A 24,192-nucleotide genomic window follows, 5' to 3' on the forward strand; every position below is an offset into this window, starting at 1 on the left:
ATAACATTTAACAGATGAAGTTTTTGTATAATTTAGCAATTTTTGTTAGAATCAGACAAATTTTATCTGAAATGGAGCATCTATGTGGTTCGAAGAGGTTCATAACGATTTTTTTAAACAGGGCGTAAAAGTAGAATCAAAAATATATGAAGCAAAGAGCAAATATCAGACAATCGAAGTGTATGAGAGCAAAGAGTTTGGTCGGATTTTAGTGATAGATGGGCATGGGATGCTCTGTGACAAAGATGAGTTTATCTATCATGAGATGATGGCGCATGTGCCAGTTTGCACCCACAAAGAGCCAAGAAGAGCGTTAGTGATTGGTGGTGGTGATGGAGGGGTGGCAAAAGAGCTGCTCAGGCACCCACAGATGGAAGTAGATATTGTGGAGATCGATGAAGAAGTAGTCAATGTCTGCAAGGAGTATTTTCCAAATATAGGCGATTGGGACAATCCAAGACTCAATCTCATGATTGATGATGGTATTGAGTTTATCAAAAATGTTCCTGCAGATACGTATGATTTGATTTTGGTGGATTCCACCGATCCAGAAGGACCAGCAGAGGGACTTTTCAATAGAACCTTTTACGCGCACGTTTTTAAAGCTCTCAAAGAGGATGGTATCGTTGTAGCGCAAGGAGAGAGCTGGTGGATCGATATGCCACTGCACAAACAGATCATGGGTGTGATTGGAGAGTTTTTCAAAATCGTCATGCCCTATCGGTTTGAGATGTATATGTATCCTGGATGCAACTGGAACTTTATCCTTGGAAGCAAACTGTATCATCCAACAGCAGATATCATTTTGCAGCGAGCCGATTTGATTGAGGGATTACGATATTACAATTCCGATATCCATAAAGCCTCTTTTGTGCTTCCAAATTATGTAAAACAAGAGCTTGGAGATCTGTATAAGTGGTAGATCCTTTTCAACACGCAATCGCTCTTACTGGCGGTATCGCCACGGGTAAGAGTACAGTTTGCAATCTTTTGAAACTGCATGGGTTTCATATCATTGATGCCGATGAGGTGGCACACCAGGTTTTGGATGCCTCTTCAGATGAGATAGCAAAAATGTTTGGCGAGAAGTTTGTGCATGATGGAAAAGTGGATCGAAAAGCTCTAGGAAAAGTGATATTTCATGACAGTGCCAAACGAAAAGCTTTGGAGCATCTGCTGCACCCAAAAATCAAACAAAAAATTACAGAGCTTGCCAAAAAAGAGGAGCGTTTTAAAGTTCCTTATATAATAGATATTCCTCTTTTTTTCGAGACAAAAAACTACGATATATCCCCGGTTGTAGTGGTTTATGCACCAAAAGAGCAGCAGATTCAACGGTTGATGAAACGAGAAAGACTTCCTTTGGAAGAGGCGAGTAGAAGAGTCTCTTTGCAGATGGATATTGAAGAGAAAAAGAAACTAGCCGATTTTATTATCGACAACTCCAAGGACCTGAAACATCTGCAAAAAGAGGTAGAGAAGTTTGTAGAGCTTATAAAGGATAAGTATGCAGTTAGTTAAATATAGTGCAAGCGGAAACGATTTTATTCTTTATCATGCATTTGTAAAAAAAGATAGAAGCGAAGTTGCAAAAATGCTTTGTCACAGACACGAAGGCATAGGAGCGGATGGGCTAATCGTCCTTTTGCCCCACAGCAAGTATGATTTTGAGTGGCAGTTTTACAATGCGGATGGCAGTGAGGCTGAAATGTGCGGCAATGGGAGCAGAGCAGCGGCTCATTATGCCTACAGCTTTGGATTGGCTTCAGATAAAATGCGCTTTTTGACATTGGCCGGTGTGATTGAGGCAAGTGTTGAAGGGGATGTGGTAGAGTCTCAGCTTACCAAGCCAAAAATTTTGGATCGTGAGATTGAAGAAAACGGAAAACGTTGGTGGCTTATCGATACGGGTGTGCCGCATCTCGTTACGTTTGTAGAAGATTTGGAACAGTTCGATAAAAATGAGTCAAGAAGACTTAGAAAAAAATATAATGCTAATGTAAATTATGGTATAATTCGGGATTTGGAAAATATAGGGGTTCGCACCTATGAAAGAGGTGTGGAAGATGAGACCCTTGCGTGTGGAACCGGAATGGCAGCAACCTTTTTGCGAGCCTTTCAAGAAGGGGTTGTAAACCCTACGGTTACGGTAATTCCAAAAAGTGGAGAAGAGTTGCAGCTTCGATACGAAAATGAAAAGCTCTTCTTCAAGGGAAGAGTGAAAAAAGTGTTTGAAACCTTTAAGGAGGGTATTTGGTAAGAAGAGTATTTGTAGTACTTGCATTTTTGGCAACATTCGCAATAGCGGGTCTGCCACAGTGGTACTACTCGATCAAAAATACAAAGATACAAAAAGAGGAGTTTTTCCGTATTTTAAAACCTCTTGTGGAAAAAGAGAACCAAAAAGTTCTTATGGAGCGAGCCTTTATCATAGCCTATTTCCGATATAAAAAGAGTCATAAAGAGATCTCTGTGCCGTTACAGGAAAAATTTGAGGCAATCGTGAAAAAATATCGCATCAAAAACAGAGAAAACATGGAAGAGTTCTTGCAAAAAATAGATGCGATACCGGTTTCATTAGTGTTGGCTCAAGCCGCATTGGAAAGTGGTTGGGGAAAAAGTCGGTTTGCCAAAGAGGCCAACAACCTATTTGGAGAGTGGACTTATGGGAAAAGGGGGCTTGTACCTAAAAACAGAAAGCCCGGTCAGAAACACAAGATACGAATTTTCAACTCCATTCAAGACTCTATTGCCTCGTATATGCTTAATCTCAACAGACATGCAGCCTATAAAGAGTTCCGAATGGCAAGGTATTTGGCAAGGAAGGCTGGGAAACAGTTTTCAGGACTACAGGCAGCTATGACAATGGAACACTACTCTGGGATCGGGGAGAGATACAACTATCTTGTCCGATCCATCATCAAAAAACATGCTTTGCACAGAATGGAAGAGAGAGCCACGCATATCACGGCTCTTTGATCTTCCTCTTTCTTATAACCCTGCTTCTTGGATTTTTTGCGCTTGATAGTGTGTAATGAGAGGTTCGATGATTTGATCGAGTTCTCCTTGCATAATCTCTTCGAGCTTATAGAGTGTTAGCCCGATTCGGTGGTCTGTAACCCTGTTTTGAGGAAAATTGTAGGTTCGTATCCGTTCGCTTCTGTCACCGCTTCCAACCTGCTCTTTTCTGTCTTTTGCCAAAGCTTCTTGCTGCTCTCGCATTCTTTTTTCAAAAATCCTGGCTTTTAAGATTTTGAGAGCCTTCTCTTTGTTTTTGTGCTGACTCTTTTCGTCCTGCATCGCGACAACAATACCTGTAGGAATATGGGTGATACGAACGGCGCTGTCGGTTGTGTTTACAGATTGTCCGCCATGACCACTGGAGCGGTAGACATCGATTTTGAGATCGTTTGGGTTGATTTCTACATCCACATCATCTACTTCTGGCATGATAGCAACCGTTACAGCAGAGGTGTGAATACGTCCTTGAGATTCCGTTTCAGGAACTCTTTGGACTCTGTGGGTTCCCGCTTCATATTTGAGCCTACTGTAGACCCCTTGTCCCTTTATTTTTGCGATGATCTCTTTGTATCCACCCGAATCACTCTCGCTAGAGCTTACAATTTCTACTTTCCAGCCCTTTTTTTCAGCATAGCGTGCATAGGCTTTAAAAAGATCGGATGCAAAGAGTGCTGCCTCTTCCCCTCCGGTTCCGGCTCTGATTTCAAGATAGATATCTTTTTCATCGTTGGGGTCTTTTGGAATCAAAAGAACTTTGATCTCCTCTTCAAGCTGCTCTTTTTTTGGTTCAAGTTCTTTGAGCTCCTCTTTGGCAAGCTCTCCAAGCTCTTCATCTTCTATCAATGATCTGTTTTCTTCTATTGCTTCAAGAACATGAAAGTACTCTTTTGCTTTATCGACAATTGGTTCTATCTCGGACTGCTCTTTCGATAGAGCTGTCATTTTTTTGATGTCTTGTGTAATTTCAGGAGAGCTTAGAAGTTCGTTGATCTCATCGTAGCGCTGAATAAATGGCTGGAGTTTTTCTTTCAGCATGGCAAGGAGGCGTTACGCCGCCTCGTTCATGGAATTTACAAGTTTATGAAGCTTTGAAACTTTTCTTGCAGCGTTGTTTTTCTTGATGATACCTTTGCTTACATATTCATGAATTCGTTTGTTCGCTACTTTCAATGCTTCGATTGCTGCTTCTTTGTTGCCACTTGCTACCGCTTCTTTTACATCTTTGATGATGTTTTTCATTCGTGTGCGGTAGAATCTATTTCGTTCTGTTCTCTTTTTTGTCTGGCGAACTCTTTTGAGTGCGGATTTATGATTTGCCATCGCTCTTCAATCCTTTTTTAAGTATTTTAGGTTAGAATATTACCCCAATTAATATTAAATTTTCTTTAAATTTAGATATTTTTAAGCTTTTTGGAGTGCAAGTATGAAACTTTTTGGAACGGATGGTGTTCGAGGAAAAGCAGGAAAATTTCTGAGTGCCGAGCTTAGCATGAGATTGGCCATGGCAGCAGGGATCTATTTTCGAAAAAACAGTGTAACCAACAAAATCGTTGTAGGCAAAGATACGAGACGAAGCGGGTATATGATTGAAAACGCCTTGGTCAGCGGTCTGACTGCCGTTGGATACAATGTAATTCAAGTAGGACCGATGCCGACGCCTGCGATAGCATTTTTAACCCAAGATATGCGTTGCGATGCGGGAATTATGATCAGTGCATCGCATAATCCATATTATGATAATGGTATCAAGTTTTTCGACCATCAGGGAGATAAACTTCAGCCAGAAGATGAAAAAGCAATCGAAGCTATTTTTTTTGATGAACAAACAATAGAAGAAAATCAAAAAACTGATCAGGATATCGGATCGTCCAAACGAATCGATGATGTGATAGGGCGATACATAGTCCATTTGAAAAACTCTTTTCCAAAAGATCTGACGCTTCATGGACTTCGTATAGTCATCGATACGGCCAATGGCGCAGCCTATAAAGTGGCTCCGACAGTTTTCAGTGAACTGGGTGCCGAAGTATTTGTAATTAACGATGAACCAAACGGTTTCAATATCAACGAAAAGTGTGGGGCTATGTATCCTGGGGAACTTGCCAAAAAGGTACGAGAATACAGAGCTGACATCGGGTTTGCACTGGATGGGGATGCAGATCGATTAGTGGTTGTGGATGAAAAAGGAAGGATCGTGCCAGGTGATCTTGTCATCGGCGCACTGGCAACCTATTTGAAGCAAGAGGGGATGCTTCAAGGCGATGCGATTGTTGCCACTGTCATGAGCAATAAAGCTCTCGAAGACTATCTTGCGACTCTGGGAATTGGGCTTGTTCGAAGTAGTGTAGGGGATAAATATGTCCTGGATGAGATGAAAAAAAGGGGAATCAATTTTGGAGGAGAGTCGAGCGGTCACATCATTTTTGGCGACTATTCCAAAACAGGCGATGGTATCGTGACGGCTCTGCAGATCACAGCCTATATGCTTCGAAGTCAAAAGAGGGCAAGCGAAATTCTCTATCCATTTTCTCTATATCCAAGCAAAATGGAAAATGTGACGGTGAAAGAGAAAAAGCCCCTTGAAACGATAGAGGAGTTTCCGGAACTTCAAAAGAGGATTGAAAAGAGCGGTATCCGCTCGTTGATCCGATATTCTGGTACGGAAAACAAACTGCGCATACTCCTTGAAGGCAAAGATCAAAAAATGCTTGAAAAGCTGATGGAGGAGTTGATCCAATTTTTTCAAGAGCGGCTCAGTTGATGAAGCGGCTTTTTGTATTTGTACTGATGGCCGTTGGCATTTTTTTCATCGATAGAGCCATTAAAGAGCTTTTTTTACAGGGGGCTTTTCTTGAGACCCGATGCATCACATTGGGATACGTGCTCAATAAAGGTGTCGCTTTTAGTCTGCTCTCTTTTATGGGATCCTATCTTAAATGGGTCATCCTCACGCTTATTGGATTTTTTTTCGGGTATTTGATCAAAAAAAGGTGGCTTTTTGAGCATCCCATTCTTTTTGGAACACTCTTTGGAGCGGCTTTTGGTAATCTGTATGATCGCTTTATTTACGGGGGTGTGATCGATTATGTGTACTGGCATTGCGGGTTTGATTTTGCAGTCTTCAATTTTGCAGATGTTATGATCGATCTTTCTGTTGTACTTCTCATCTATTTACATTTTAAAAAAACTTGATATAATTTCACTTGAGTTTGGTCGCGTAGCTCAGGGGTAGAGCACTACGTTGACATCGTAGTGGTCAGAGGTTCGAATCCTCTCGCGACCACCATAGTCGTTGGTTACTGTCCATAGATGTGGATAGTGACAAATGACTAGTAAAGGAGATTTTTGGATCCGATTGCAATAGAAAAAGATGGAGCGATACTGGACCTCCAGACTGCAAAAGTAAAAAATATCGATATAGAATCTGCAAAAAAAATCTATCCTGAAAACAGCCCCGAAGCACTAGAAGTTATCCGACACTCCACAGCCCATCTCATGGCACAGGCGATCAAAGAGCTCTATCCGGATGCGAAGTTTTTTGTAGGTCCTGTGGTTGATGAGGGGTTTTACTACGATTTTCGAACAAATGAGAAAATCAGCGAAGAGGACTTGCCGAAAATCGAAAAGAAGATGCAAGAGATTGCAAGAAGAAAACTCGATATCACCCGATATGAAGTGCCAAAATCCCAAGCGATAGAGAAATTCAAAGAAGATGATCTCAAACAAGAGGTTTTAAAATCTATTCCAAGCGATATGGTTTCTATTTATAAACAGGGTGATTTTGAAGATCTGTGCCGTGGACCTCATGTGCCAAATACCAAATATCTCAAGCATTTTAAGCTTACCCGAGTAGCCGGAGCCTATCTTGGGGGCGATGAGACCAAAGAGATGCTTACTCGGATCTATGGAGTGGCGTTTGCAGACAAGAAGTCACTCAAAGATTATCTGACAATGATCGAAGAAGCCAAGAAACGCGATCATAGAAAACTTGGCGCCGAGATGGAACTTTTTATGTTCAGTGAAGAGGTGGGTGCCGGACTTCCTATCTGGCTTGCCAAAGGTGCAAGACTTCGAAGCAAACTAGAATCTCTTCTATTCAATGCCCATAGAAAAAGAGGGTATGAACCGGTACGGGGACCGGAAATTTTAAAAAGTGATCTATGGAAAAAAAGTGGCCACTATCAAAACTACAAAGAGAATATGTACTTCACAGAAATTTGTGATGACGAGAGGAAAGAGAGCTGCGTAGAGTATGGCATCAAGCCGATGAACTGCGTCGGCCACATCATGATCTACAAATCAAAAAAGAGAAGTTACAGAGAACTTCCGCTTAAATTTTTCGAATATGGAGTCGTGCACCGCCATGAAAAGAGCGGGGTGCTGCATGGACTTTTCCGAGTGCGAGAGTTTACCCAAGATGATGCCCATATCTTCTGTAAACCTGAACAGATCAAAGATATCGTTATAGAGGTACTCGGTTTTGTCGATGAGATTATGCGAAGTTTCAATTTCCAATATGAGATGGAGATCTCTACAAAGCCGAAAAAAGCGATAGGTGACGATGCCATCTGGGAAGTAGCCACAAAAGCGCTCAAAGAAGCTTTGGATGAGAATGGCCATGAGTATGGTATCGATGAAGGCGGCGGTGCTTTTTATGGACCGAAAATCGATATCAAAATAACCGATGCGATTGGGCGAAAATGGCAGTGCGGAACAATTCAGGTAGATTTCAATCTGCCTGAGCGATTTGAATTGGAATTCGTTGACAGCGACAATAGCGCAAAACGTCCTGTAATGATCCACAGAGCTATTTTGGGCTCTTTCGAGCGTTTTATTGGAATCTTGATCGAGCATTATGCCGGGGAGTTTCCATTTTTTATCGCTCCGACGCAGATCATCTTCGTTCCGATTGCCGATTCGCATGTAGCCTATGCGAAAGAACTTCAGGCGAAACTATTGGAGATGGGCGTAGATAGTGAGATTTACGATTCCAAAGACAGTTTGAACAAACGAATACGAAATGCTGAAAAGCAAAAAGTTCCAATGGTAGCAATCATTGGTGATAAAGAAGTTGAGAGTAAAAGTGTCGCTATAAGGGATAGAAGAGAAAAAACGCAGTATAATATAAGTGAAAGTGAATTTTTCACTAAAATCAAGGAGAAATTAAGTGAGGTACGCTTTTGAGTAAGAAGAAAAAAGATCAGGTGCTCCTCAACGATCAGATAGATGCACCAGAGGTTCGATGTGTAGGTGATGACGGGACGCAGTATGGAATTATCAGTCGAGACGAAGCTCTACAGATAGCAGAGCAAAAGGGACTGGATCTTGTCCTCATAGCTCCGAATGCCAATCCGCCTGTTTGCAAAATTATGGATTATGGCAAGTTTAAGTATCAGCAAGAGAAAAAGCTCAAAGAGGCCAAGAAAAAACAGACCAAAATAGAGGTGAAAGAGATCAAACTCTCTGTTAAAATCGCCCAAAACGATATTGACTATAAAGTCAAACATGCAAGAGAGTTTCTCGAAAAAGGGAAACACGTCAAATTTCGTGTCTTTTTACGAGGTCGGGAGATGAGCCATCCTGAAGCGGGCGTAGAGGTACTTGAAAAGATCATCCCATTGATCGAAGATATCGGTGTTGTCGAGAAGAAACCCCACCTAGAAGGCCGATATGTCAACATGCTCGTTATACCTAAAAAAGAGGAAAAGAAGAAGTAGTCCCTTCTCCTCTTTTTTATCTACCCATATTTTTTAATCTCAAATTCAAGAACTTCGGCTATAATTTCTGTCTTGAATTCTATAAAGGGAGAAGCCATGCCAAAGATGAAAACCCATCGCGGTGCAGCAAAACGGTTCAAAAAGACCAAAAACAAAATCAAAAGAGGAAGCGCTTTTCGAAGCCACATATTGACGAAGAAAAGCCAAAAGACAAAAAGACACTTGAGAGCTCCTCATTATGTGAGCAAAGTGGATGAACCACGTGTAATTGAGTTGATATCTACATATTAAGATAGAGACTCCACCCCAAGAAGGGTCAAGTCCGCATAAAGCGGCACCTCAAAAATCCAAAAAAGGTAAAGGGAGTAAAGAATGAGAGTAAAAACAGGAACAGTTCGAAGAAGAAGACACAAAAAGATCCTCAAGCAGGCAAAAGGTTTTTATAGCGGTAGAAGAAAGCATTTTCGAAAAGCAAAAGAGCAGCTAGAGAGAAGTTTAGTTTATGCATACCGTGACAGAAAACAGAAAAAACGAGAATTCAGAAAACTTTGGATAACAAGAATCAATGCTGCATGCCGACTCAACGACATCAGCTATTCACGATTTATCCATGGATTAAATAAAGCTGGCATCGAGCTGGATAGAAAAATCTTGGCAGATATGGCTATGAACGAACCGGAAGCTTTTAAAGCGGTTGTAGAAAAAGCAAAAGCCGCACTCTAATCTTCAAAGCGCCTTTTGGCGCTTTGTTGCTTCAAATCTATTGATTTTCCTTACATTTTTGAGCAAAGCCATAGATTCTTTTCAAAAAAGCCTCCATTCCCTGCAGTCTCGTCGGGCTCAAGATCTTATCAAATCCTAAAGAGTAGAGCTTTTGCGGGTCAAAGGATAAAATTTCATCGGGCGTTCTATCGTTAAAAATTTTGAGCATTAAAGGAATCATCCCTTTTGCCATTTCTGAGCTGCCTTCAACTATAAAGTGGCATTTGCCATCTTTGCACTCCTCCACCATCCATGCATCACTTGCGCATCCATGGATTTTTGTCTTTTCGTTTTTCAGTTCATCAGGCAATCTCATCTCGTTTGTCTGGCCCAATTCCAAAATGTACTCTATAATGGCATTTGGATCTTGCAAAAGCTCAAAATCCTCCTTGATTTGCTGCAACGCTTCGTCCATCGTCATAACGGCTCCTTATTTTTTTTCTTCACTATAACTTAAATAAGATAAATTTACTCTTAATTTGCTTTTTTGGAAAAATATGCATAAAAAGTTATCTTTTATTTATTTCAAAGGATTATTATGATTACTTAATATATAAGTGGGTATAAAAAAAGTTAGGACAAATTACCAAAATAGCGAATGAGGATTTTGAGTATGGAAATAATAAAGAAAGAGTTTGCAAAAAAGATCGAGGGACTGGTTCCAAAAGAGACTCAAAAGCAGCTGCAGCTGATAGCGGATGATATGATCAACAAATGTGTGAGTTTCTATACCGAGCGCGAAGCTTTGGTAATTTTGGACGAGAAAAGAGATGTCATCGAAATAGATGGGATATTTTCGCAATGGTTTGACATATCGAAAGCAGAAGTCGAAGGAGGCTCTTTTGTAGAACTTTTCGATCTTGTGTATAAAAGTGTGATTGAGGATTTTTTGGATGCGCTGTATCACAAAGGGTATGCAAGTCTCAAGGGGATTTATCTAAATCTCCATAACCATAGACTCTTTGCCGATTTAAAGGGTGAAGTGATAGAGATCGATGGTAAAAAATATTATCTTCTGTTTTTGAAAAACAAAGAGTTTGATACAGTCAATTTCAAATTGAATGAAATAGAACGAGCAACTGCAAATCTTATTTTGCGTGTCAAAATATTTGAGCCATTGATAAAAGAACTTCTAAAAATCTTCATTCATTCGGGGCTTTTCGATTTTGGCTGGGCAGCACAAGTAGATCTTAAAAGAAAAAAGATCATTCCTTTGGTAGTGGAGGGAGATTCGCATATAGGCCAAGAACTGATGAAACAGATCTACGATTTTACTGCATTCAAATCTATTTTAGATGTTGTGATCCATAAAGAGGATGTGATCACATCCGAAGATCTGCTTTCAAAAGATTTCAAAAGTCAGATCATCTTCCCTTTGAAACGAAAGTGGGAGTTTGATAAGAGTGAACAGGTAGCGTATCTCGTTCTAATTGCCTCGAAGCAAAAAATATTTTTGGATGAAGAGAAACGAAACAGGCTTCGCGAGGTGATGTACAAAATCAATATGGCGATCAGTGAGATTATGTTGCAGCAAAAGGCGGATTTACTGCTATCAACAGATCCTCTTACAGCTCTGCCGACGAGGGATTTCTTTTTTAAAGAGATCGATTCCAATATTGAATATGAGCAACATTTTGCGATTGTACTCATTGATGTGGATAAGCTCAGAAAAGTAAACGATGTGATGGGATTCTGGGCTGGAGATGAAGTACTGAAGCATCTTGCGCATTTTTTGACGAAGAAGCTGCCCGATGCTATCATTGCCCGTATCGGTACGGATGAGTTTGGAATTGTTATAAAAGGAGAGAAGAAGGAGATCTATCACGCTTTAGATATGTTAGAAAAGTTCAATGAACAGTATGTCAAGGTCCATGGGAAAAAGCTTTATGTCTCTATTAGTATGGGTGTCGCTTTTTATCCTGAAGATAGAAGAAAAAAAGAGTCTCTTTTTCTATTGGCCGAGAAAGCTTTAAAAGAGGCGAAACGTAAAGGGGGCAAGCAGATCGAGTTTGCCAATAAAAATATCACCTTTTTGCCAAAAGATTATCTCGATCTTGAACGTGAACTCAAAGAGGCGGTTTCCAAAAAAGAGTATCTGCTTTATTATCAGCCGATCATTGATATCCATAATGGTACAGTATGGGGTGCAGAAGCCCTGCTTCGATGGAATAGCAAAAAAAGAGGTTTGGTCCCTCCAAATGTCTTCATCTCCATACTTGAAGAGAGTGGCCTTATCAATGAAGTAGGTGAGCTTATTTTGGATGATATATGCACAACGGCAAAAGAGTTCGAAGATCAAGAACTTCGTATCGCTTTTTCCATGAACCTCTCTGTGACACAACTTCTCAACCGCAATATGGCACGCGAGATCATCGAATCGGTAAAGCGTTATAAGGTGAAATCTCGACAGCTCATTGTCGAAATAACGGAATCGGTTTTGATGGAAAATGTCGATAGACTCAAATCCCAGCTTGAAGATCTGGATCGAAACGGTATTCAAATCGAAATAGACGATTTTGGAACCGGATACAGTTCTTTAAGCTATCTGAAACATTTGCCTATTACAAACCTCAAAATCGATATGGAGTTTATCCGGTCCATACCTTCCGATGAAGAGGATCGGGCCATTGCGGAAGCGATTATCTCGATGGCAAAGGCACTGAAGAAAGGAACGATCGCCGAAGGGGTTGAACAAAAAGAGCAGTTGGATATCTTAACAGATCTTGGTGTGGACTATATTCAAGGATACTACTTTGCCAAACCGATGCCAAAAGAAGAGTTAAAGCAATTTTTGGATAGATTTGATATGAAAAACTATATCGTTTAAGGAGGCTCGATGCCGCATCACAAACATCATGAAAAACTCGAAAAACTCAAAGAGGCTATCAAAAACTCTTCCCATTTGAGCGAAGAGGAAAAAAGCAACGCATTAGCCCATATCGAAGAGTGGTATACCGAAGATCAGGCGGACAAAGTCGTATGGGATATGCTCAAACAAAAACTGCTTGATATCAGTGCCAAAATTGAGCCGATATTGGCTGAACTGGGATTTTTGTAGGATTGGATTACACTCAATAAAGCATGTGGTTCACATATATGTGGACCAAAGGCTATAAAAACTGAAAGAGTAGTTTGAAATTGGGATGCTTTCTTTATAGTTGGCTATCAAAGGAATAGAATCAAAAGAAATTGCATGAAAATTTTCAGTTATTTTGCTAAAAGAGATTCAATTTCTTTAATGAATACTTAGTCTATTAAAGTTTTAAAATAGTCTGTATTGATTGTTTATGTTACAAAAAAAGGTTTTTATCATAGTATTTTTGTATGGAATTTTGCCTTAAAATGATAAAAAAAAATGATAAAAAATATCTATATCCTCAGTGGTGCGGGACTATCTGCTCCAAGCAGTATTCCTACCTTTCGAGATGGCGGTCTTTGGGATGAAGTGGGTATTGATGAAGTTGCAACCCATGAAGCCTGGCTGAAAAGGCCTCAAAAAGTGATCGCATTTTTTGATCAAAGGCGAATAGAGCTCGCGCATTATCAGCCAAACCCAGCCCACTATTTTTTTGCTTCCCTGCCAAACGCCATCCATCTGACACAAAATGTGGATGATCTGTGTGAAAAAGCCGGAGACAAACCTATCCATCTGCATGGAAACTTGAGAGAAGTTCGGTGTGAAATGTGTAAGAAAATCTGGGATATAGGGTATAGTGTCCAACCAAAGATATGCCACTTTTGTGGCAGTTCCGATGTCCGTCCAAATGTTATACTTTTTGGAGAAGTTGCGCCAAATTATCGCTATTTATATACAACGAAAGCCGATATTTTCATAGCAGTAGGAACAAGTGGTAAAGTGATCGATATAGCCGATATTGCCAAAAACTATCCGGTTTCTATTTTGATCAATCCAAAAAGAGAAAAAAGAGTTACAATGTTTGGAGAGTTCGAAGAGTATATCGATGAGTACTTTACCTTTTTTATCCAAAAAAGCGCCGATAAGGCGATAGAAGAATTGAAAAAACTACTCAAGGAAATATAATGGATATGCAAAAAGCGCTAAAACAGCAGCAAAACGAAATAGACGAGTATCATATCTATATGGCGTTATCGAGACTGGAAAAAGGCAAAAACAGCGAGATTCTTGCCCAAATTGCCAAAGATGAGTTGAGACACTATCAGTTTTGGCTGAGAGTGACAAAGCAAGAACTCAAGCCAAGAATGTGGAGAGTTCGCTTTTATGTCACTTTGGCCAAACTGTTTGGTCTTAGTTTTGCTCTAAAAAAAATGGAGATGGGAGAAGAGGGAGCGGAACAGTTTTATCTAGAAGTAGCAAAAGAGTATCCCGAGGCGAAAAAAATCTATGAAGATGAAGCAAGACATGAAACGATGCTCATCAATATGCTTCAAGATGAAAAGCTCATGTATGCCGGAGCGGTGGTTCTTGGTATGAACGATGCGCTGGTAGAGCTGACCGGAACACTCACAGGGGTAGCTTTAGCCTTTTCAAATGCCAAATATGTAGGAATTACAGGAGTCATCATGGGCATTGCCGCTTCGCTTTCTATGGCTGGAAGTGCCTATTTGGAAGCAAGAGAAAATGCGGACAAAGGGATAGAACCTAAAAAGTATTCCCTCTATACAGGACTTTCTTACATTTTGACAACCATTATAGTGGTGCTGCCTTTCTTTATCTTTAATAGAGCCAAAGTGGCGCTGATTTTTATGTTTATGGGTGCTGCGCTTTCCATTCTTGTGTACAACTATTACATTGCAGTGGCTAGAGAAGAGGATTTTGCCAAACGGGTCAAAGAGATGTTTCTCATTACCTTTGGTGTGGCTGCTATCAGTTTTGTTATTGGATTTCTTGTCAATCGCTATTTTGGTATAGAAATTTGACCATGCTCAAGTATAAATAGATCAATGTTTGTTATAGTTTTGTGAAAAAAGGGGAGGGATATATGCAGTTTACGCAGGTAAAACTATCGAAAAGGGAGTATTTCTTTGCCCAGCCGCATCAGCCCTTTTTTGCGCTTGGAATGATCAATGCCCTTATTTTTATGGCTCTTTTTATACCGGCGTTTCGAGGACTCTTTGATACCAATGCAAAGTTTTTGCATGCCTATTCGATGATCTTTTTAATCTTTACCAACTTCTTTTTGGGCTTTTTATTTACCACTTTTCCAAGGTTTTCCGGAACACCCCCAATTGAGCCGAGACGATATCTTATGGTTTTTCTTCTCAATTTTCTGGCTTCACTTGTTTTTTTGATTGGCATCTGGGTGCCTTTTTTATGGTTTGTTGCGCCAATTTTTATGGTGTTGTCCTTGACGCTTACGCTAAAAGAGTTCTATGGTATCTATCAAAAATGTATGATGCCAAAACAGGATCAATACTGGCTCATTGTTGGCATAGGCTCAGGCGCGATAAGCAATCTGCTTTTTTTGCTCTCGCTCATTCCTTGCAGCTGTAAATCGACTGTTTTTTACGATACGGCAGTCAATTTTGGTATCTATCTCTACTTGATTTTTGTCGCATTGGTAGTGGCTTTTCGTATGGTTCCATTTTTTTCACACGTCATGGAATATAAAAAAAGCAGATTTTTGTATGCCTCAATGTTTGCTCTTTTCTTACTCCACTCCTTTGTGAGTGGAATCTATCCCAAAGCTTTGTTTTTAATCGATCTCATTGCAGCTTTGGTTGTTGCGTATGAGATAAAAAAGATCAATCTTCCTTTTCCAAACAAGGAGCCGTTGCTTTGGATACTGCATCTGGCCCTTTTTTGGCTTCCAACTGCACTGTTTCTTGGCAGTATAACAGAGTTTTTTGAAAGTTTTTTTGGTTGGTATAGCTTCAAGCTTCCTTTGCATCTATTGGCTCTTGGCTTTTTGATGACTGTGCTTATAGGTTTTGGCACAAGAGTAACTCTTGGACACTCCGGAAATGCTTTGAGAGTAGATAGAGCTGGAATATTGATCTTTTACTTTACGCAGATCGTCGTTCTTGGCCGTATCATGTTTAGCTTGGCCGCCTCATTTGGACATGTGGCCCCGATGTTCGACATCAGTGCAACATTATGGATACTGTTGATAATTGCATGGCTGTGGAAATATTTTGAAGTGTTGGCCTTTGGAAAGAGACTTCCCTAGCAGGGCAGCTCTTTCCAGTAATATTGCATGATTTTGAGATAGTTTTTAAACCGATCACAACTAATTTCACCACGTAAAACCGCCTCTTTGACAGCGCATCCTGGCTCGTTGGTATGGGTGCAGTCCGGATATTTACAGGTATAGCGTAAAAACTCTTTAAAATAGCGATGTACCTCTTTTTTTTCCATAAAATAGCTCGCCTCCACTTTGCTAAAGCCGGGTGTATCGGCAATGAATGAGGAATCATCGAAACGATACAGCGTCACTGCAGTTGTGGTATGGCGTCCCCGCCCTATCTTTTCATTTACTTGTCCTGTTTTAATCTCAATACCAAGAAGTCTTGAAAGCAGTGTCGATTTTCCAGCCCCACTTGGACCTGCAACGATTGTAATGTCTCCTTGAATATAGGATTTGATTTTGTCAATTCCATCACTGGTTTGTGCACTGATGGCAATCGTTTCATATCCTACCGCGCTATAAAGCCTCATCCACTTTTCAAGCTCACTTTTATCTTCTATAAGAAGATCAATTTTATTAAAAACGATAACCGGTTCAATCCCTTTAAATTCATATACCGCCAAAAAATTATCCAAAAGATAACTATCGAAATCTGGCGTTTTCATAGCCATCACAACCAAAACATTATCAACATTGGCAACAGGCGGGCGTGTGAGGAGATTGCGTCTTGGCTCGATGCTTTCAATAACAAATTGATTATCAACTATTTCGCCTTCTACATAGTCTCCTGCATAGATTTTCTCTTTTTTTACCTTTTTGCGTAGGATAGTAGGAAATGTTTCAAACGTATCGAGTCTTGTAACTCGACTCGCAGCGGCGCTGCGGTAGGTTACGAGTCCTTTAACACTCATCTTTGAGTACCGCACCGTTAGCCGCATTTGTTACAAGGCTTCGATATTGTCTGAGCCATCTGCCTTTGATATCTTTTACTTTTGGTTTAAAGTTTTTACGGCGCTCTTCAAGCTCTTCATCGCTTAATTTCACCTCCAACGTATAGGTGTCCACATTGATGTATATCTCATCTCCATCTTGCAAAAGTCCTATCACACCGCCTTCAGCAGCTTCTGGACTCACATGGCCGATACTAGCCCCTCTTGTTGCTCCGCTAAATCGTCCATCAGTAATGAGCGCAACTTTGTCACCAAGATTCATTCCTGCGATCAAACTCGTAGGTGCAAGCATCTCTTGCATGCCGGGCCCACCTTTTGGCCCCTCATAGCGGATTACGACCACATGCCCTGGTTTTACTTTTCCACCCAGTATTCCGTTGATTGCTTCTTGCTGGCTGTCAAAGCAGATGGCCTTTCCTGTAAACTCTCTCATATTTGGATCAATTCCAGCCGTTTTGACAACAGCTCCTTCTTGGGCCAAGTTTCCAAAAAGGATCGCCAATCCTCCAACTTCGCTATATGGTTTATCGATAGGATGAATGATAGAGGTATCGATCACTTTTGCATCTTTGATGCGATCCCCTATCGTTCCACCCTCAATCACTGGATTATCAAGATAAAGAACCGTATCGCTTCGTTTGCTTGCTTCTTTCATTACGGCACTCACGCCACCGGCTTTGTTGATATCTTCCATATGCACCGTTTGCAGGCTTGGGGAGATTTTTGCAATATGCGCTACATGTTTGCTGATTTCATTGAGTCTTGATAGAGGAAAATCGACTCCTGCCTCTTTGGAAATTGCCATCATATGAAGCACAGTATTGGTGCTTCCGCCCATTGCCATATCCACGACAAATGCATTATGGATCGCTTTTTCGTTGAGAATATTCCTAATTTTGTACTCTTGGGTGAGTTTTTCGTCTTTTGCAATTTCACAAATTCTTCGTGCCGCTTTTCGCAAAAGCTCTTCTCGCTCAGGAGTCAAAGCCAAAATGGTTCCATTGCCCTTTAGGGCTATTCCCATCGCCTCCATCAAGGTATTCATTGAGTTTGCAGTAAACATTCCTGAACAGCTTCCACCACTTGGACACGCTTCACACTCAATCTGGTAAAGCTCTTCTTCGCTCATCTCTCCTTTTGCAACTTTACCTACCGCTTCAAAGGCTGTAGCCAAATCGATCGGAGTTCCATCCGATAATTTTCCGGCTTTCATTGGACCGCCGCTCACAAAAATGGTAGGTACATTAACCCTCAGTGCTCCCATGATCATGCCAGGAGTGATCTTGTCACAGTTTGGAATACAGATAAGCGCATCGAGCTTATGGGCATTCATAACGGTTTCTATGGAGTTGGCGATGATTTCACGGCTCGGAAGCGAATAGAGCATCCCGTCATGCCCCATTGCGATCCCATCATCAACACCGATAGTATTGAATTCAAATGGCACACATCCACATTTTCGTATTTCATCTTTGATGATGGCAGCATATTTGTTTAAGAAGAAGTGACCTGGAATAATCTCGATAAACGAGTTTGCTACGCCAATAAACGGTTTTTCAAAATCTTCGTCCTTCAATCCAGTCGCTCGAAGAAGACTTCTATGGGGTGCACGTTGAAACCCCTTTTTTATCTCATCACTTCGCATTGTTTCTCCTAGTTTTTGTCAAATTATATCCCAAAAAAGTTTACAAAGAAAAAAAATATGCTATAATTGCAATCCAAAATTTATGCGGGAGTAGCTCAGAGGCTAGAGCACCTCCTTGCCAAGGAGGGGGTCGCGGGTTCGAATCCCGTCTCCCGCTCCAGTGAAACCATAACCATAAATTCATTTAGCGATACTAAATGAATTTATTGCAAGGTACCCTGCTGTTTTGGTGCAGATATGCACATCAAAACAGCCTCGAAAAAGCCGAAAGCAAAGCAGTTTGCTTTCTAAAATCTAAAGATTTTGCTTTTTCTCGCCCGGGTGGCGGAATTGGTAGACGCAAGGGACTTAAAATCCCTCGGAGGTTTTCTCCGTGCCGGTTCAAGTCCGGCCTCGGGCACCACAGCCCGGATATGGCGCCATAGCCAAGTGGCTAAGGCAGGAGCCTGCAAAGCTCTGATCCCCGGTTCGAATCCGGGTGGCGCCTCCACATACGCTACCTCTGGGGAGGTGGCAGAGCTGGTTGAATGCACCGGTCTTGAAAACCGGCGTAGGTGATGAGCCTACCGTGGGTTCGAATCCCACCCTCCCCGCCACGATACTTTTTGTACTCCAAAAGTTCTTTTAGAGTGCTAAGAGTATGGGGAGATGGCCGAGCGGTCGAAGGCGCACGCCTGGAACGCGTGTAGGGGTTAACAGCCCCTCGAGGGTTCGAATCCCTCTCTCTCCGCCAGAATGGAGCACTCAGAAGAGGATCCTCTTTTGAATGCTCCGTTCAGACCCGTGCAACGGGCTTTCGCGGCAAAGCTTCAGGGCGGGAACGCAGCAGAGCACCGCGATTGCCCGGGTGCCGCGGGTATCTGGGCGGAGTCTTTTGGTATAATGCTCCAAAAACGGAGCACTGCATGAAAAGACGAGATTTCCTCAAGGCAACATGTACACTTCCATTTGCAATCCCCCTTTTAGCACAAGAAAATAGAACATTTCGCTTTTTACATATTACAGATTCCCACATGGATCTTTCTATGCCCCATACTGTCAAAGCGATGGAGCATCTTGTCGATGTTGTCAATAGTAGGTTTTCCCATATCGATTGTGTTCTGTTTGGAGGAGACAATTTTAACAATACCGCTTCAGGCGACAAAGATGCGAAAGTTTTCAAATCTATTTTGGATGGATTGAAGGTTCCATACTATTGCGTACGGGGCAATAAAGAGTCGACTCCAAAAGGGGATAATCAAATCGATGCGAAAGAATTTGCACGACTCTTTTTTGATCAAAAAGGGATGAAAGTCTCTGGTAGAGACTGGATGGTTCAGCACAATGGCTATGTCATCTTGGGATTGGATAGTACGATAGAACATAGTGGAGCTGGAATCTATACGAAAGAGACGATCGCTTTTGCCAAGAAAGCACTCGATTTGGGAAAACCCACCATTATTCTCAATCACCATCCCTATCTCAACTACTGGGGTGGAACAGATCCAAAAGATATTCACAAATATGTTCTGCAAAATACAAAGGAAGTACAAGAAAAGCTTTTTAGATATCCAAATCTTATATTGACCCTATCGGGGCACAAACATATTGACAATGTCAGTCATATAGGCCATGTCCAGGTTATTGCTACCAGAGCCTTCAAAGCGGCTCAGACCCTGTATAGAAATCCGATGCGCTATATCGAAATCGATGGCAGCACCGTCACGCAAAAACTGATTACGACCTGAGAAAATTTTCTATATTTTCTATAATCGAGGCAAAGAGTCTCTCTCTTGCTTCGATACTGGTCCATGCGATATGGGGAGTAATGAGAAGCCTGTCTTTGTTTTTGACTTTCAAAAGTGGCGAATCTTTCGGTAACGGCTCTTTTTGGGTTACATCAAGACCTACGTAAATCTCTTTTTGATCAATGATGTAAGCCAAATCTGCTTCATCGATGATGCCGCCTCTTCCAAGATTTAATAGCACTGCCTTGTCCTGCAGTTTTTGAAGCTGCTCTTTTTTGATAAGGCCTTTTGTGTGTTCATTGAGTGGAGCATGGATAGAGATGATGTCACTTGTGCAAAGAAGGGTGTTTAAATCAAGATGCTTATAGGGTTGATCTAGATTTTTCCCGCTAGTGGAGTGATAGACCACATCGCAGCCAAAGCTTTTTGCTACTTCAGCAACACGTTTGCCAATAGCTCCTAATCCAATAATGCCCCATCTTTTGCCAAAAATCTCAAAAAACGGCCTGTCGATACAGGTAAAAAGTCCAGAGTTGCTCCATTGCCCGCTTTTGACATACTCATCATAATATCGCATATGTTCAATCAAATAAAATGCCATGGCAAAAGTGTGCTGCACAACGCTTTCAGTGGAATATCCTACAACATTTTTGACTGCTATATTCTTTTTTTTAGCATACTCAAGGTCCACATTGTTCATCCCGGTAGCAGCGATGCAGATAAGCTTGAGATTGTCTGCATGATCCATCGCCTCTTTGTCGATTACCACTTTATTGGTTACGATGATATCGGCATCTTTGATTCTTTGCAGTTTCTCATCCTCGTTTGTGGTAGGATAGACATCAACATCACCGAAACGTTTCAGCAAAGAAAAATCCACTTCACCCAGGGTCGCTGCGTCCAAAACGACAATCCTCATCTACTCTCCTATGATTGTTGCGTAAATTTTTCTGTTTCCGGCAAAGTCCCTGTGTTCGCAGAGGTAGATTCCTTGCCAGGTTCCTAAAATCATTTTCCCGTTCGTTATAGGAATTGTCAAGGCATTGCCATACAGGCTGCTTTTGATGTGGGCTGGCATATCTTCACTGCCTTCTAAAATGTGGGTGTAGTAGGGCTCGTTTTCCGGGACAAGTCGATCGGTGAACTGTAAAAAATCCCTTCGCACACTTGGATCGGCATTTTCGTTGATGGTGAGGCTTGCACTGGTGTGCATCAAAAAAAGGTGTAAAAGACCGGCTTGTATATCTTCGAATTCCAAAGCTTCGGTAATTTCATTGGTAATAAGATGAAAACCTCTCGGCCTTGCTTTCAAGGTAATCATCTTTTGGACAATTTTCACTGGTCACTCACTTTCGCAATCAGTTCATTCGCTTTTTGTAGAGCCTCTTCGGCAGTTTCGGCCAATGTCAAAACAACAGCCATACGTCTTCCTTCATGGGACTCAGGTTTTCCAAAAACGCGCAAGAAGCTCTCTTGATCAAATACAGACTCATCCGCTTCGATAATAGGAGTGAAACTTTCATGTTTTGCTTTATAAGCAGCACTCGCTCCAGGTGTGTAAAAGGTAAATCCAAGCCCAAGACCCAAAACGGCTCGAACATGCAAAGCAAATTCGCTCTGGCTTTGGGTGATCATTGTAACCATTCCCGTATCATGAGGACGCGGCGAGACTTCACTAAAATAGACCTCATCCCCTTTGATAAAAAGCTCTACTCCAAAAATCCCGCGTCCACCAAGTCCGTCTGTGATTGTTTTGGCGATCTCTTTTGCTTTTTGCAGTGCCGTCTCACTCATTTGCATCGGTTGCCAGCTAAAGATGTAGTCCCCGTCTTTTTGAATATGCCCGATAGGCGGACAAAAAACTGTCCCCGTTTCATTGCGTGCTGTCAAAAGGGTAATCTCATAATCAAAATCGATAAACTCTTCGACAATCAGTTCACTTGCATCACCTCGAGCCTCTTTTGCAATCTCCCACGAATTTTGTAGATCCGTTTCACTTCGAGCAATACTTTGCCCGTGCCCGGATGAACTCATAACTGGCTTAATAACACATGGAAAACCAAGCTCTTTTGCCGCTTCCTTTAATTCTTCGTAATTTTTGACAAACCGGTATCGGCTTGTTTTGAGGCCTAGTTCTTCCGCGGCAAATTTTCGGATATTTTTCCGATTCATCGTTTTGTTGACCGCTTCCGCATTGGGAATAACACGAAATCCTTTCTTTTCTGCTTCAAAAAGGGCTTCTATATTGATCGCTTCAATCTCTGGCAAGATATAGTCAGGTTTTTCTCTCAAAATTACTTCCAAAACCTGCTCTTTGCTTTTCATATCGATCACATAGCTTCTGTGTGCTACCAAATGAGCCGGTGCGTTCGGGTATCTATCTACCGCTACAACTTCTATTCCCAGTCGCTGCGCTTCGATCGCAACCTCTTTCCCAAGTTCACCACTGCCAAGGAGCAGAAATTTTATGGAATTGGATTTAAGTGGAGCTGGAAACTGCATAGGACCCCTTTTTTTGACAAATTATAACTTTTTTTGGATTATGTTCTGAAGAAGGTATAGGAATTTGTAGATAGTTCCTGTTTTTTTTATCCTGCAAAAGATCATCCAATGAAATCTTCAAAGGAAAGGATGTGATCATTTTTGCATCATCCAAAAATATCACTACCCATGTATCTTTTACAAAAAAGATTTTATCTCTCATATTGGGGTTTCGCCCTTTGAGGTAGTAGATGACATTGGGTCTGCAAAGGGTTTGAATCGTTTTTTGGAAGTAGTCTCGGCGGTTGGCAATATCACCTCTTTTGAGTCTTTTTTTGAGGTGTTTTAAAAAATCTTTCTGGCTGACCCAGAGGCGTACAAAACTGTTTTGGTTGATTTTTTTCATCGATTGTATGATCTTTTTATCAATCTCGTCAAAACGGCGATATATCCGAAGGTAGTTTTTTATCTGCATCTTTTTGCCTTCAAAAGCCGCACATATCCTTGAAAATAAAAATGCTCTTGAAAATCACAAAATCCAAAATTTTCAAGCATCTTTTTTGTATCTCTTTTGATAAAATCTTCGGCTAAAGGGCACTCCACTTTTCGTATAGCAAATCGAACATACCAAGGAGCTTTGTCCACATTAAAATTTGCATAGTCCAAGATTGCGAAGGTTCCTTGCGGCTTTAATGCATTATAGGCATTTTGAATAATAATATCTCTTTTTTCCTGGATAAATCCGTGGAGTACGAAAGAGATAAAAACCATATCGAACCGGTTGCGATAGGGAAGCGGTTCGTCGATACGCAAATTTTCAAGTTGAATATTGGGATAGGAGGCGGTTCTCTTTTGAAACTGCTCTTGCATCTCTTTGCCAATCTCTAATCCGACAATTTTTCCATTTTTGCATATATACTCGCTCATCAAAAGAGCATTTCTGCCAGTGCCTGACCCCATATCGAGAATCTTTTGTCCAGGTTTCAGCCCAAGATCTTTGATCACGTTTCGTATGAAAAAGGGATAGTATCCCAAAGTGATCAGATCCATAAGTCTGTCATAATATTTTGCCTCAAACCCTTTGACCTCGACTTTGCTCATCTCTTGGGTAAGATTCATCACTTTTTCCTTGCTAAAAGAGCTAAAAACGCTCCGCCCTTTTTGCATCCATCATATATCTCGTAGCTCAAATGATCCAAATCGGATCCAAAAAGCGCTTCTGCACATTTTTCCAAAACAAATCCATGTTTTTTGAGGAGTCTGAAAATCTCTTTTTTGCTAAAAAATGTTGCTTCTTTGTAAAAACGGCTTTTATCTTTGTTCTTTTCATACATTGTACCAAGTTCTGAATCGCGATCGACGAAAGCAATGAGGAGATAGCCATTGTCGGTGAGGATGCGTTTGGCTTCTTGCAGGGTCTTGTCGATATCATCCACAAAGCAGATTGTTGTCACCATCAAAACAAAATCGAAAGATTTATCTTCAAATGGAAGATGCTCTGCGTATGCTTCGATAACTTCAACTCCTCTTTGTTTTGCGATTTGGGCCATCTTTTTTGAGGGCTCAACTCCTTTTTTGATGCCAAGAGGAGCTGCGAAGCGACCGGTGCCAACACCGATTTCGATTCCTTTTTGAAAAGAGGGCAGAATCTTTTTGATGGCTTTCAACTCTGTTTGATAAATCGTATCGTGTTCATCAAACCATCTGTCGTAATAGTTGAAATTTTGATCAAAAAGCTGCTCTTTTGGCATTTTGGCTCCTTTTCTATGAATATTATACGAT

27 protein-coding genes, 6 tRNA genes and 1 other RNA gene are annotated in these 24,192 nt (G+C 41.2%); 23 read left to right on the forward strand and 11 right to left on the reverse strand.

Annotated features, from left to right (window positions below; translation table 11 throughout):
• Positions 1 to 82 precede the first annotated feature (82 nt).
• Genes speE through JG735_RS09880 form a run of 4 tightly spaced genes read left to right on the forward strand, consistent with a single transcriptional unit; the run spans position 83 to position 2,979 of the window.
• Entirely contained in the window at positions 83 to 922 is an 840-nt protein-coding gene (gene speE / locus JG735_RS00515; protein ID WP_201334928.1) for a polyamine aminopropyltransferase, read from the forward strand.
• On the forward strand, positions 916 to 1,521 hold the full coding sequence (gene coaE, locus JG735_RS00520; RefSeq protein ID WP_201334929.1) for a dephospho-CoA kinase: 606 nt from the start codon (positions 916 to 918) through the stop codon (positions 1,519 to 1,521). The genes speE and coaE overlap by 7 nt, the downstream gene beginning before the upstream one ends.
• On the forward strand, positions 1,508 to 2,260 hold the full coding sequence (dapF, locus tag JG735_RS00525; RefSeq protein WP_201334930.1) for a diaminopimelate epimerase: 753 nt from the start codon (positions 1,508 to 1,510) through the stop codon (positions 2,258 to 2,260). Before coaE ends, dapF begins: the two co-directional genes overlap by 14 nt.
• A complete protein-coding gene (locus tag JG735_RS09880; RefSeq protein WP_201334931.1) occupies positions 2,254 to 2,979 on the forward strand; it encodes a glucosaminidase domain-containing protein in 726 nt (241 codons plus the stop codon). The genes dapF and JG735_RS09880 overlap by 7 nt, the downstream gene beginning before the upstream one ends.
• 12 nt (positions 2,980 to 2,991) lie before the next feature.
• Here the strand turns inward: JG735_RS09880 and prfA are convergent, their stop codons facing one another.
• Both prfA and rpsT read right to left on the reverse strand, forming a co-directional pair.
• Positions 2,992 to 4,056: a peptide chain release factor 1 gene (gene prfA / locus JG735_RS00535; protein WP_201334932.1), complete on the reverse strand. Its 1,065-nt coding sequence runs from the start codon at positions 4,054 to 4,056 to the stop codon at positions 2,992 to 2,994.
• A 12-nt stretch (positions 4,057 to 4,068) separates the two neighbouring features.
• Complete coding sequence (gene rpsT / locus JG735_RS00540; protein WP_201334933.1) at positions 4,069 to 4,341, reverse strand: 30S ribosomal protein S20; 273 nt, start codon at positions 4,339 to 4,341, stop codon at positions 4,069 to 4,071.
• 103 nt (positions 4,342 to 4,444) lie between these two features.
• Here rpsT and glmM point away from each other — a divergent pair, with 103 nt between their 5' ends.
• From glmM to rplT, 7 genes are all read left to right on the forward strand, one after another.
• Positions 4,445 to 5,782: a phosphoglucosamine mutase gene (gene glmM / locus JG735_RS00545; protein ID WP_201334934.1), complete on the forward strand. Its 1,338-nt coding sequence runs from the start codon at positions 4,445 to 4,447 to the stop codon at positions 5,780 to 5,782.
• A complete protein-coding gene (lspA, locus tag JG735_RS00550) occupies positions 5,782 to 6,213 on the forward strand; it encodes a signal peptidase II (RefSeq protein WP_201334935.1) in 432 nt (143 codons plus the stop codon). Before glmM ends, lspA begins: the two co-directional genes overlap by 1 nt.
• A 19-nt stretch (positions 6,214 to 6,232) precedes the next feature.
• Positions 6,233 to 6,307 (forward strand) — tRNA-Val (locus tag JG735_RS00555).
• Between the two features lie 59 nt (positions 6,308 to 6,366).
• The gene (gene thrS / locus JG735_RS00560; protein ID WP_201334936.1) at positions 6,367 to 8,205 is read left to right on the forward strand and encodes a threonine--tRNA ligase; all 1,839 of its coding nucleotides are present in this window, start codon (positions 6,367 to 6,369) and stop codon (positions 8,203 to 8,205) included.
• Positions 8,202 to 8,738: a translation initiation factor IF-3 gene (infC, locus tag JG735_RS00565; protein ID WP_201334937.1), complete on the forward strand. Its 537-nt coding sequence runs from the start codon at positions 8,202 to 8,204 to the stop codon at positions 8,736 to 8,738. Before thrS ends, infC begins: the two co-directional genes overlap by 4 nt.
• A gap of 96 nt (positions 8,739 to 8,834) precedes the next feature.
• On the forward strand, positions 8,835 to 9,029 hold the full coding sequence (gene rpmI / locus JG735_RS00570; RefSeq protein ID WP_201334938.1) for a 50S ribosomal protein L35: 195 nt from the start codon (positions 8,835 to 8,837) through the stop codon (positions 9,027 to 9,029).
• An 81-nt stretch (positions 9,030 to 9,110) separates the two neighbouring features.
• Positions 9,111 to 9,461, forward strand: coding sequence for a 50S ribosomal protein L20 (gene rplT / locus JG735_RS00575; protein ID WP_201334939.1), 351 nt, complete (start codon positions 9,111 to 9,113; stop codon positions 9,459 to 9,461).
• Positions 9,462 to 9,498: 37 nt separating this feature from the next.
• Here the strand turns inward: rplT and JG735_RS00580 are convergent, their stop codons facing one another.
• On the reverse strand, positions 9,499 to 9,921 hold the full coding sequence (locus JG735_RS00580) for a SufE family protein (protein WP_201334940.1): 423 nt from the start codon (positions 9,919 to 9,921) through the stop codon (positions 9,499 to 9,501).
• A gap of 192 nt (positions 9,922 to 10,113) precedes the next feature.
• Here JG735_RS00580 and JG735_RS00585 point away from each other — a divergent pair, with 192 nt between their 5' ends.
• The 5 genes from JG735_RS00585 (at position 10,114) to JG735_RS00605 (ending at position 15,649) form a co-directional block, all read left to right on the forward strand.
• Positions 10,114 to 12,327, forward strand: a complete 2,214-nt coding sequence (locus JG735_RS00585) for a bifunctional diguanylate cyclase/phosphodiesterase (protein ID WP_201334941.1) — start codon at positions 10,114 to 10,116, stop codon at positions 12,325 to 12,327.
• A gap of 9 nt (positions 12,328 to 12,336) precedes the next feature.
• A complete protein-coding gene (locus JG735_RS00590; protein ID WP_201334942.1) occupies positions 12,337 to 12,558 on the forward strand; it encodes a hypothetical protein in 222 nt (73 codons plus the stop codon).
• A 297-nt stretch (positions 12,559 to 12,855) separates the two neighbouring features.
• Complete coding sequence (locus JG735_RS00595) at positions 12,856 to 13,542, forward strand: Sir2 family NAD-dependent protein deacetylase (protein ID WP_201334943.1); 687 nt, start codon at positions 12,856 to 12,858, stop codon at positions 13,540 to 13,542.
• Positions 13,542 to 14,399: a VIT1/CCC1 transporter family protein gene (locus tag JG735_RS00600; protein WP_201334944.1), complete on the forward strand. Its 858-nt coding sequence runs from the start codon at positions 13,542 to 13,544 to the stop codon at positions 14,397 to 14,399. The genes JG735_RS00595 and JG735_RS00600 overlap by 1 nt, the downstream gene beginning before the upstream one ends.
• A gap of 62 nt (positions 14,400 to 14,461) precedes the next feature.
• On the forward strand, positions 14,462 to 15,649 hold the full coding sequence (locus JG735_RS00605) for an NnrS family protein (protein ID WP_201334945.1): 1,188 nt from the start codon (positions 14,462 to 14,464) through the stop codon (positions 15,647 to 15,649).
• Here JG735_RS00605 and rsgA read toward each other — a convergent pair.
• The gene (rsgA, locus tag JG735_RS00610; RefSeq protein ID WP_236584095.1) at positions 15,646 to 16,533 is read right to left on the reverse strand and encodes a ribosome small subunit-dependent GTPase A; all 888 of its coding nucleotides are present in this window, start codon (positions 16,531 to 16,533) and stop codon (positions 15,646 to 15,648) included. The genes JG735_RS00605 and rsgA overlap by 4 nt on opposite strands.
• A complete protein-coding gene (gene ilvD / locus JG735_RS00615) occupies positions 16,508 to 18,202 on the reverse strand; it encodes a dihydroxy-acid dehydratase (RefSeq protein WP_201334946.1) in 1,695 nt (564 codons plus the stop codon). The genes rsgA and ilvD overlap by 26 nt, the downstream gene beginning before the upstream one ends.
• An 84-nt stretch (positions 18,203 to 18,286) precedes the next feature.
• Here ilvD and JG735_RS00620 point away from each other — a divergent pair.
• The 7 genes from JG735_RS00620 (at position 18,287) to JG735_RS00650 (ending at position 19,929) form a co-directional block, all read left to right on the forward strand.
• Positions 18,287 to 18,362 (forward strand) — tRNA-Gly (locus JG735_RS00620).
• Positions 18,363 to 18,517: 155 nt separating this feature from the next.
• Positions 18,518 to 18,605 (forward strand) — tRNA-Leu (locus JG735_RS00625).
• Between the two features lie 12 nt (positions 18,606 to 18,617).
• Positions 18,618 to 18,692: transfer RNA gene (locus JG735_RS00630), tRNA-Cys, on the forward strand.
• Between the two features lie 14 nt (positions 18,693 to 18,706).
• Positions 18,707 to 18,798: transfer RNA gene (locus tag JG735_RS00635), tRNA-Ser, on the forward strand.
• Between the two features lie 46 nt (positions 18,799 to 18,844).
• A tRNA-Ser gene (locus JG735_RS00640) sits at positions 18,845 to 18,935 on the forward strand.
• A gap of 39 nt (positions 18,936 to 18,974) precedes the next feature.
• An RNA gene (ffs, locus tag JG735_RS00645) (signal recognition particle sRNA small type) lies at positions 18,975 to 19,072 on the forward strand.
• A 35-nt stretch (positions 19,073 to 19,107) separates the two neighbouring features.
• On the forward strand, positions 19,108 to 19,929 hold the full coding sequence (locus tag JG735_RS00650) for a metallophosphoesterase (RefSeq protein ID WP_201334947.1): 822 nt from the start codon (positions 19,108 to 19,110) through the stop codon (positions 19,927 to 19,929).
• Here JG735_RS00650 and JG735_RS00655 read toward each other — a convergent pair.
• Genes JG735_RS00655 through JG735_RS00680 form a run of 6 tightly spaced genes read right to left on the reverse strand, consistent with a single transcriptional unit; the run spans position 19,919 to position 24,161 of the window.
• Entirely contained in the window at positions 19,919 to 20,848 is a 930-nt protein-coding gene (locus JG735_RS00655) for a D-2-hydroxyacid dehydrogenase (RefSeq protein WP_201334948.1), read from the reverse strand. The genes JG735_RS00650 and JG735_RS00655 overlap by 11 nt on opposite strands.
• Positions 20,849 to 21,250, reverse strand: a complete 402-nt coding sequence (locus tag JG735_RS00660; protein ID WP_370583460.1) for a secondary thiamine-phosphate synthase enzyme YjbQ — start codon at positions 21,248 to 21,250, stop codon at positions 20,849 to 20,851.
• Positions 21,251 to 21,264: 14 nt separating this feature from the next.
• Positions 21,265 to 22,431 (reverse strand): formate-dependent phosphoribosylglycinamide formyltransferase, encoded by a 1,167-nt coding sequence (gene purT / locus JG735_RS00665; RefSeq protein WP_201334950.1) that lies wholly within the window; start codon positions 22,429 to 22,431, stop codon positions 21,265 to 21,267.
• A complete protein-coding gene (locus JG735_RS00670; RefSeq protein WP_201334951.1) occupies positions 22,409 to 22,885 on the reverse strand; it encodes a hypothetical protein in 477 nt (158 codons plus the stop codon). The genes purT and JG735_RS00670 overlap by 23 nt, the downstream gene beginning before the upstream one ends.
• Positions 22,876 to 23,529, reverse strand: coding sequence for a class I SAM-dependent methyltransferase (locus tag JG735_RS00675; protein WP_201334952.1), 654 nt, complete (start codon positions 23,527 to 23,529; stop codon positions 22,876 to 22,878). Before JG735_RS00675 ends, JG735_RS00670 begins: the two co-directional genes overlap by 10 nt.
• On the reverse strand, positions 23,529 to 24,161 hold the full coding sequence (locus JG735_RS00680) for a class I SAM-dependent methyltransferase (protein ID WP_201334953.1): 633 nt from the start codon (positions 24,159 to 24,161) through the stop codon (positions 23,529 to 23,531). The genes JG735_RS00675 and JG735_RS00680 overlap by 1 nt, the downstream gene beginning before the upstream one ends.
• Positions 24,162 to 24,192 lie beyond the last annotated feature (31 nt).

Source organism: Nitratiruptor sp. YY08-10, assembly GCF_016629565.1.
Taxonomy (GTDB): Bacteria; Campylobacterota; Campylobacteria; order Campylobacterales; family Nitratiruptoraceae; genus Nitratiruptor.